The organism is Mycolicibacterium agri, from assembly GCF_002553505.1.
GTDB classification, from domain to species: Bacteria; Actinomycetota; Actinomycetes; order Mycobacteriales; family Mycobacteriaceae; genus Mycobacterium; species Mycobacterium agri.
In genome coordinates this window covers 1-8,388 of record NZ_PDCP01000142.1, presented here as the reverse complement: position 1 = coordinate 8,388, position 8,388 = coordinate 1, and the positions used below count along the sequence as shown (strand labels likewise).

Below are 8,388 nucleotides of genomic sequence, written 5' to 3'. Positions count from 1 at the left end.
ATAATCCAGGGATAAGCCTTCAGATACACAACAACCTCCAACAAGGTGGCTGTTGCAATCACCCCCAGAAATCGCCCCAGGACGGGGTGTACCTACGCGTCTGCTCGCGCAGAGTGGGTGAGGGTCAGGGCGCCGTCGACCAGCTCGTCAAAGCGGTCGATGGCCTCGTCGCCGTCGGCGTCCAGACCGCGCAGCGGGCCCGGGTCGGCCAGATACCGCCGAGCGTAGAGCCGCGCGACCAGGGCCTTTCGCTCGGAACCGTTTTCGCCGCGTTCCCAGGCCGCCTGCTCGACCAGCAGCGCACCGGCGTAGACGTCGCCCATGAACTGCGCCAGCGGGAACAGCCGCGCCTCGGCGATGGCGCCGTTGCACTTGCCCCATGCGGTGATCGCGGCGTCGAGATCGCCGAGGCGGCGGCCGACCAGCGCGGTGGTCTCGTCGTCGTCGGCCACCGACACCGCGTCATGCAGCCGCTGCAGCAGCGCCTCGTGAGCCTGCGCCCGCTCGATGCCGCGGCGCACGTCGAGGCAGAGGATGTTGTCGGGCCCTTCCCAGATGGTGTTGACCTGCGCGTCGCGCAGCAGCCGCGCGACGGGCCAGGTTTCGATATAGCCGTTGCCGCCGTGGATTTCGATGGCGTCGGAGGCCATCGTGATGCCCAGCCGACACACTTTGAGTTTGGTGACGGGCACGGCGATGCGCTGGCGGACCTGCCTTGGCTGGCGGTGGTTGACGGCGCCGGTGCCGTCGAACACCAGCGCTTGGGCGGCTTCGGCGTCGACGATCATCTCGGCGAGCTTGCGTCGCATCAGCGGCTTGTCGATCAGCGCGCCACCAAATGCGTGCCTGCTGCGGGCGTAGCACAGGGACTCGACGAGCGCGCGCCGCGCATTGCCGAGCGCGAACAGGGCGATGCCGAGCCGTGCCGCGTTGGTCAGCTCCATCATGCGGCCCAAGCCTTTTCCGTCGGACGGGCCGGCGTCGCTGCTGGGTTCACCGGACAGCAGGAAGGCTTCGGCGTCGACGAACTCGATCTCACCCGAGGCGACCGACCTGGTGCCGAGCTTGTCTTTCAACCGTCGCACCCGCACACCGTTGCGGGTGCCGTCGCGGCGGGTGCGCAACACCAGGAACGTCGCGACGCCGCGGGTCGAGTCGGGCGCGCCTTCGGGCTTGGCGAGCACGACGAACGCCTGGCCGTTGCAGTTGGACGCGAACCACTTGAATCCGTTGAGCAGCCACGCGTCACCGTTGCGCGTCGCCGTCGCCTCCAACGCCCCCAGATCTGATCCGCCGGTGCGCTCGGTGAGCAGTTGGGCCGTTTCGCCCTCCCATTCCCCCGACTCGAACTTGGCCAGCACGTAGTCGCGGACATCGTCGGGCGCGTAGGCCGCGACGAGCGCCTTCACCATGCCGCCGCCGGTGCCCAGCGCACAGCCCATGCCGATGTCGGCCTGGTTGAGCAGATAGTTGGAGGCGAACAGCGGCAGCGATGAGCTCATCCCCGCGCGGCGGGCGTCGTCGCGCAGCGCCTTCTGCGCGTCCAGCACCGCGCGCCGCGACTCGGCGAAGGAGGGCGGCATGATGACGCGGCTGATGTCATGGCCCCACCGGTCGTAGCGTTCCAGCCGCGGCGGATTGCGGTCGGTCTCCTCGGCCCACCTCGCGACCGGACCACCCATCAACTCGCCGATGTGCGTCAGATGCGGTTCGACGACGGCGAGTTCGTCGGGCTTCAGGTAGTACGCCATGGTGGCCTGCAACGTCGGGTCGGTGGCATACCAATTGAGCCCGACCGCCCCCTGGTAGTCCTCGGTCCGGTAGCGGGCCGACTTCTCCGGCGTCGTGAAGGGCAACCGGTCGACGGCCTCCACGTCGTAATCGCTCATGCAGCGACGGTATTGCAGGTTCGGCGTCCGGTGAAGCACATCGGCGAGCGCCCGAATTGATCATGACTATCGGCAAATTCTTCTGCCGTTACTTCGGCTAAGAAAAAAGTCTCGCTGGGCCGTTTTCCACGCACCCCGCTAGCGCGCCGAAATTTGCTGTCTTTGCGAGGGCGTTCGAGAATAGCCCGAAAATTGCATTTTCATCGTCGAACAATTTTCGACTAAATGCGGTTTTTCGCGCTTCTGCACTTGCAATATGTACCGCCACTTCTCCTACTATTGCCATATGGGGAGGTCAAAGGGGCTGCCCACGATATGCACTGTCGATGGATGCGACAGGAAATATCGCGCGCGGGGACTTTGCTCTATGCATTACTACCGGAAACGGGCGGGGACTCCGCTGGCCGGTGGTGAGCGTTCCGTCGGCGAAAGGCACGGCAACGCAAAGCTGACGGCTAGCGACGTCAGGGAAATACGCTCGCTTTATCGGGAAGGCGCGACATTACGGCAACTTGCGGACAAATTCGGCGTGTCGAATGTGTCGGTTTTCAACGCCGTGTCGGGCCGGACGTGGCGTCACCTCGACTGAGTTCGCGCCGTCACTGCCGCCGCAGGGGCGTGCGCTCGCGGATTTCCGCTTCATCCAGGTAGGTCATCATCGGCACGCCTGGAGCGCAGAGCATGAACGCCACGAATTTGCTCGCAATGTCGGAGCGCAAGTTCGCCGCCTGCCAGGCGACCACGTCGAAACCCGGCTCCCAGAACGCCTCGCCCGCTTTGATCGGGTACGGGCGCTCCCCTTCCAGTTCGAACAGGATCTCGCCCTCAAGCACATAACCGAACACCGGGCCCGAGTGCCGGTGCGGGCCTGATCCGGGGTCGCCGGGCGGGATGGTGACGGTGACGACCATCGCGGCTGAACCCGGGGCGATCTCAGGCGTTTCGTGCAACAAGCTGTCGAGCACATTCGTCGGCGACGGACCTACTACCTGCATGCTGCGACGCTAACGCCGGTATCGGCTGGGTCGGTGGTGCATTCCGGCGGCAACTCGATGGGCCAATCCCGGCGCAGTGTCAGGCGGTCAGCCGAGACACCGCGGCGGCGATCCGCTCATCGGTCGCAGTCAACGCGATGCGCACATGCTGCGATCCGCGGGGCCCGTAGAACTCCCCTGGGGCGACAAGGATTCCGCGTTGGGCAAGCCAGGCGAGGCTGTCGCGGCACGGCTCGTCGCGCGTGGCCCAGATGTACAGGCCCGCCTCGGAATGCTCGACACGCAGCCCGGCCGATTGCACCGCGGGCAAGAGTGCGTCGCGGCGACGCCGATACCGCTCGCGCTGCTCGCGTTCGTGCTCGTCGTCGTCGAGCGCGGCGACCATGGCGGCCTGCACCGGCGTAGGCATCATCATCCCGGCGTGTTTGCGTACCGCCAGCAGTTCGGCGATCAGCGCGCGATCGCCGGCGACGAAACCGGCCCGATAGCCGGCCAACGACGACGTCTTCGACAACGAATGGAGCGCGAGCAGCCCGGTGTGGTCGCCGTCGCAGACCGACGGATGCAGCACCGAGACGGGTTCGGCGTCCCAGCCCAGACCCAGGTAGCACTCGTCGGATGCGACCACCACACCGCGCTCGCGGGCCCACCCGACCACCTTGCGCAGGTGGTCGACGCCGAGCACGCGTCCGGTCGGATTGCTCGGCGAGTTGAGATAGATCAGCGCAGGCGACCGCGGACCGATCTGGGTGAGCGAGTCGGCAAGAAGCACCTGCGCGTTGGTGATCCGCGCGCCCACTTCGTATGTGGGGTAAGCCAATTCGGGTGCCACGACGATGTCGTCGGGCCCGAGGCCCAGCAGCGTGGGCAGCCATGCGATGAGCTCCTTGCTGCCGATCGCCGGAATGACGGCGTCCTCGTCCAGCCCGGTGATGCCATAGCGACGGTTCAGCGCCGCCACCGCGGACGCGCGCAACGCGGGAGTGCCGACCGTGGTCGGATACCCCGGGGCCGAACTGGCCGCCGCCAGGGCTTCTCGGATCACCGGTGCGACCGGGTCGACCGGCGTGCCGACGGACAGGTCGACGATGCCGTCGGGGTGCGAGCGCGCCAGCGCCGTCACATCGGCGAGGGTGTCCCAGGGAAAAACCGGCAATCCCGCCGAGACCCTGCGGCGAATCAGACCGGGCCCCGCGCTGTTGGTGTCCGTATCAGTCCTCACCCTGCGGCGGCAGATCCTTGACGGCCTGCGGATCGTTCTCGGTCAGGCCGACTTTCGACGCGCCGCCGGGCGAGCCCAATTCGGCGAAGAAGTCGGCGTTGATCTGCGTGTAGGCATTCCACTGATCCGGCACGTCATCTTCGTAGTAGATGGCCTCGACGGGGCAGACCGGCTCGCACGCACCGCAGTCCACACACTCGTCCGGGTGGATGTACAGCATGCGTGCACCCTCGTAGATGCAGTCGACAGGGCATTCCTCGATGCATGCCTTGTCTTTGATGTCGACGCAGGGTTCGGCGATCACGTACGTCACTGAGTACTCCTCAAGTCCTCTCGATCTGCCTGATCAATGGGGGCTGCCTGCTGTAGAGCCCGCCGAGAATTCGCTGCCAGTATCCGATGTGGACACGTCGAGGTTTGTCCCAGCCTGCCCTAACTTCTCGCGCCCACCCAAGGGTGGACGCGCAGTTACTGATACTAGACGTTGCATATACAAGTGCCTAGTCGGTACACCCTATGCGCGCGGGTGCAGTGCAACAAGTTGCATATAGACGAGGCTGCATCTAGGCTGCGGGCGTGGCTCTACCCCACGCGATCCTGGTGTCACTGTGCGAGCAGTCCGGCTCGGGGTACGAGCTGGCCCGCCGCTTCGACCGGTCGATCGGCTTCTTCTGGAGCGCCACTCATCAGCAGATCTATCGCACGCTGCGCACGATGGAAGACGACGGCTGGGTGCACGCCACGCCGGTCGTGCAGCAGGGCAGACCGGACAAGAAGGTCTACACCGTCGCCGAGGCCGGCCGCGCCGAGCTGGCCCGCTGGATCGCCGAACCGCTGACCGGGCGCGGCAGTTCGGTGACCGACAACCGCACCCGCGACCTCGCCGTCAAGATCCGCGGCGCCGCCTACGGCGACATCACCGTGCTGCGAGAACAAGTGGCGTCCCTGCGCGCCGAACGCGCCGCCCTGCTCGACACCTACCGCGGTTTCGAGAAGCGCCAATTCCCCGACCCCGGCGCCCTCACCGGTAGCGCCCTTCACCAGTATCTGGTGCTCCGCGGCGGCATCCGCGCCGAAGAAAGCGCCATCGAGTGGCTCGACGAGGTGGCAGCGAGCCTGGGAGGAGCCGCGTGAGCAATCCCTATCCAACGTTGTTGTCGCCCTTGGATCTTGGTTTCACCACGCTGCGCAACCGGGTCGTGATGGGGTCGATGCACACCGGCCTCGAGGATCGGGCAGGCGACATCGACCGGCTGGCGGCGTATTTCGCCGAACGCGCCCGCGGCGGCGTCGGCCTGATCATCACCGGCGGGTACGCGCCCAACCGCACCGGCTGGCTGCTGCCGTTCGCGTCGCAGATGGTGTCGTCGGCCGACGCGCGCAGGCATCGCCGCATCACCGACGCAGTGCACGCCGAGGGCGGCAAGATCCTGCTGCAGATCCTGCACGCGGGACGCTATGCGTACCATCCGTTTTCGGTCAGTGCGTCGGCGATCAAGGCGCCGATCAACCCGTTTCGCCCCCGCGCGCTGCGCAACGTCGAAGGCACCATCGCCGACTTCGTGCGCGCTGCGGAGCTGGCCCGTGCCGCCGGCTATGACGGCGTGGAGGTCATGGGCAGCGAAGGCTACCTGATCAATCAATTCCTGGCACCGCGCACGAACAAGCGCACCGACGCGTGGGGCAGTTCACCGGAGAAGCGACGGCGGTTCCCGGTGGAGATCGTGCGCCGCACCCGGGCGGCGGTGGGCTCGGACTTCATCGTCTGCTATCGCATGTCGATGGCCGACTACGTGGAGGACGGCCAAAGCTGGGACGAAATCGTCGCGCTGGCAACCGAAATCGAGGCCATCGGCGCGACGATGATCAATTCGGGCTTCGGCTGGCACGAGTCGCGGGTGCCGACGATCGTCACCTCGGTGCCGAACAGCGCGTTCGTCGACATCAGCAGCGCAGTGGCCGAACACGTCGACATCCCGGTGGTGGCGTCCAACCGCATCAACATGCCGCAGGCCGCCGAGCAGATCCTCGCCGACACGCACGTCTCGCTTGTCTCGATGGCTCGTCCGCTGCTGGCCGATCCGGAGTGGGTGAAGAAGGCGCAGGCCGGCACGGCCGACGAGATCAACACGTGTATCTCGTGCAATCAGGCGTGTCTGGACCACGCGTTCGCGCACAAGAAGGTGTCGTGTCTGCTCAATCCGCGTGCGGGCCGTGAGACGGAGTTGGTGTTGTCGCCGACCCGTCGTGGCCGCCGCGTCGCGGTGGTCGGCGCGGGCCCGGCCGGGCTGGCGGCGGCGCTGACGGCCGCTCAGCGCGGGCATCACGTCACGCTGTTCGAGGCCGGTGACGTCATCGGCGGCCAATTCGACTTGGCCAGACGGATTCCCGGTAAAGAGGAGTTCACCGAGACGATCCGGTATTACACCCGTATGCTCGACAAGCACGGTGTCGACGTGTGGTTGAACACGCGCGCCGGCGTCGACGAGTTGACCGGATATGACGAGGTGGTGTTGGCCACCGGTGTAAGGCCGCGCATGCCCGACATCCCCGGCATCGACCATCCGAAAGTACTCACCTATGCCGAGGCGATCCTCGGCAAGCCGGTCGGCAATACCGTCGCGGTCGTCGGCGCGGGCGGGATCGGTTTCGACGTCAGCGAATTCCTTGTCACCGACGAATCCCCGACGCTGAATCTGAAGGAGTGGAAGGCGGAGTGGGGTGTCGCCGACCCGCAGGAGGTACGTGGCGCGGTCACGACGCCGATCCCCTCCCCCGCGGCGCGCACGGTCTATCTGTTGCAGCGGTCGAAGGGCCCGCAGGGCCGACGACTGGGCAAGACGACGGGCTGGGTGCACCGGGCGTCGTTGAAGGCCAAGGGTGTCACGCAACTGTTCGGGGTGAACTATGAGCGCATCGACGACGACGGCCTGCACATCAGCTTCGGCCCGAAGCGCGAGCGCAGACAGGTGCTCGAGGTCGACAACGTGGTGATCTGCGCGGGTCAGGAGTCGGTGCGTGACCTGGAAGATGCTCTGCGCCGCAACGGGATCGAGCCCCACGTCATCGGCGGCGCAGCGGTGGCGGCCGAGCTCGACGCCAAGCGAGCGATCAAGCAAGGCACCGAACTCGCCGCCACCCTCTAGGGAGCTAGCCCACCGCCGCGAGCAACCCCACCCCCCTTTTCGCGAGCGTGCGTGTCTGCGGCCGACACGCCGTGTCAAAACCCAACTTTGCGCACGCTCGCGGAGGGCAGATCGCTAGCTCTGCTTGAGCGCCTCGATGTCGAGTGTGACCGTCACTTTGTCGCCGACGACGACGCCGCCCGTCTCGAGCGGTAAATCGCCGCCGACGCCGAAGTCCTTGCGGCTCAGCTCAACTGTGCCGGTGAACCCGGCAACTTCGCCGTGACCCATGCCCGGGTTGACGCCGTGGAACTCGACGTCGATGCTGATCGGCTTGGTGACGCCCTTGAGCGTGAAGTCCCCGTCGAGTACGTAATGGCCGTCCTGTTCGCGCACGCCCGTCGAGCGGAAGGTGGCCGTCGGGAACTTCTCGACGTCGAAGAAGTCAGCCGACTTCAGGTGGGCGTCGCGCTGCTCGTTGCGGGTATCGATGGAGTCGACGGCGACCTCGGCGGTCACGGACGGAGTGCCGTCCTCACCGACCACGACTGCGCCGCTGAACGTGTTGAAGTGGCCGCGCACCTTGCTGACCATTAGGTGACGCGCCGAAAACGATATCGATGAGTGGATCGGGTCGATCGCCCATGTACCGGCGCTCAGCTGCTTCGTTGTCGTGGCTGCGGTCATTGGTCCATCTCCTTCGCGGTTAGGTTGAGCAGGCGTTTTACCTCCTCAAAGGACTAAACGGACCGCAGTCCGAATATATTTCCTGACCGCCCGCCCCGCGTCCGCGGACGACGCCTGCGCGGTTGCTATACCTGCGGTATGGCCCAGCGATGCGCACCCGTCCTTCGAGAAGAAGTGCTCCACGTCCGCCAGCTCACCGCCGACGAGCTCGAGGCACTACAGGCCAGGAAACGGATCTTCAAGGAGAGCGCCTGGGACGAATGGCGCACCACGCAGCCGCTGGCATTCGACGAGCAGAACCGGGAGTTCGTTGTGCCGGAGGATTTCCCCACCGACCTGGTGTCGGTACCGAATATCGTCTCGTGGTTCATCCCGCGCGCGGGACGCTACGCCTGGCTGTGACAGGTTGATTTGGCCCCGGTAGGACGGTCTGTTTTGGCCCCGTCCGCCCGACTCGCCGGTGCGGTTGT

At 66.1% G+C, this 8,388-nt stretch carries 8 protein-coding genes; 3 read left to right on the top strand and 5 right to left on the bottom strand.

Annotation, left to right across the window (positions count from 1 at the left end):
- Nucleotides 1-92: 92 nt before the first annotated feature.
- From CQY20_RS32380 to fdxA, 4 genes are all read right to left on the bottom strand, one after another.
- Nucleotides 93-1,889, bottom strand: a complete 1,797-nt coding sequence (locus CQY20_RS32380; protein WP_097945224.1) for an acyl-CoA dehydrogenase family protein — start codon at nucleotides 1,887-1,889, stop codon at nucleotides 93-95.
- 599 nt (nucleotides 1,890-2,488) lie between these two features.
- A complete protein-coding gene (locus CQY20_RS32375) occupies nucleotides 2,489-2,884 on the bottom strand; it encodes a cupin domain-containing protein (protein WP_097945222.1) in 396 nt (131 codons plus the stop codon).
- A gap of 79 nt (nucleotides 2,885-2,963) precedes the next feature.
- Nucleotides 2,964-4,067 carry a succinyldiaminopimelate transaminase gene (gene dapC, locus CQY20_RS32370; protein ID WP_097945226.1) on the bottom strand — a complete coding sequence of 368 codons (1,104 nt, stop codon included), beginning with the start codon at nucleotides 4,065-4,067 and terminating at the stop codon, nucleotides 2,964-2,966.
- A 28-nt stretch (nucleotides 4,068-4,095) separates the two neighbouring features.
- Nucleotides 4,096-4,419: a ferredoxin gene (gene fdxA, locus CQY20_RS32365; protein WP_097945220.1), complete on the bottom strand. Its 324-nt coding sequence runs from the start codon at nucleotides 4,417-4,419 to the stop codon at nucleotides 4,096-4,098.
- Nucleotides 4,420-4,682: 263 nt separating this feature from the next.
- Between fdxA and CQY20_RS32360 the strand changes: the two genes are divergently transcribed.
- Together CQY20_RS32360 and CQY20_RS32355 are read left to right on the top strand one after the other, a co-directional pair.
- Nucleotides 4,683-5,240, top strand: coding sequence for a PadR family transcriptional regulator (locus CQY20_RS32360; protein WP_097945218.1), 558 nt, complete (start codon nucleotides 4,683-4,685; stop codon nucleotides 5,238-5,240).
- The gene (locus tag CQY20_RS32355) at nucleotides 5,237-7,252 is read left to right on the top strand and encodes an NADPH-dependent 2,4-dienoyl-CoA reductase (RefSeq protein WP_097945216.1); all 2,016 of its coding nucleotides are present in this window, start codon (nucleotides 5,237-5,239) and stop codon (nucleotides 7,250-7,252) included. The genes CQY20_RS32360 and CQY20_RS32355 overlap by 4 nt, the downstream gene beginning before the upstream one ends.
- Before the next feature lie 114 nt (nucleotides 7,253-7,366).
- Here CQY20_RS32355 and CQY20_RS32350 read toward each other — a convergent pair whose 3' ends face one another.
- Complete coding sequence (locus CQY20_RS32350) at nucleotides 7,367-7,918, bottom strand: YceI family protein (protein WP_097945214.1); 552 nt, start codon at nucleotides 7,916-7,918, stop codon at nucleotides 7,367-7,369.
- 138 nt (nucleotides 7,919-8,056) lie between these two features.
- Here CQY20_RS32350 and CQY20_RS32345 point away from each other — a divergent pair, with 138 nt between their 5' ends.
- On the top strand, nucleotides 8,057-8,320 hold the full coding sequence (locus CQY20_RS32345) for a DUF1353 domain-containing protein (protein ID WP_097945212.1): 264 nt from the start codon (nucleotides 8,057-8,059) through the stop codon (nucleotides 8,318-8,320).
- Nucleotides 8,321-8,388 lie beyond the last annotated feature (68 nt).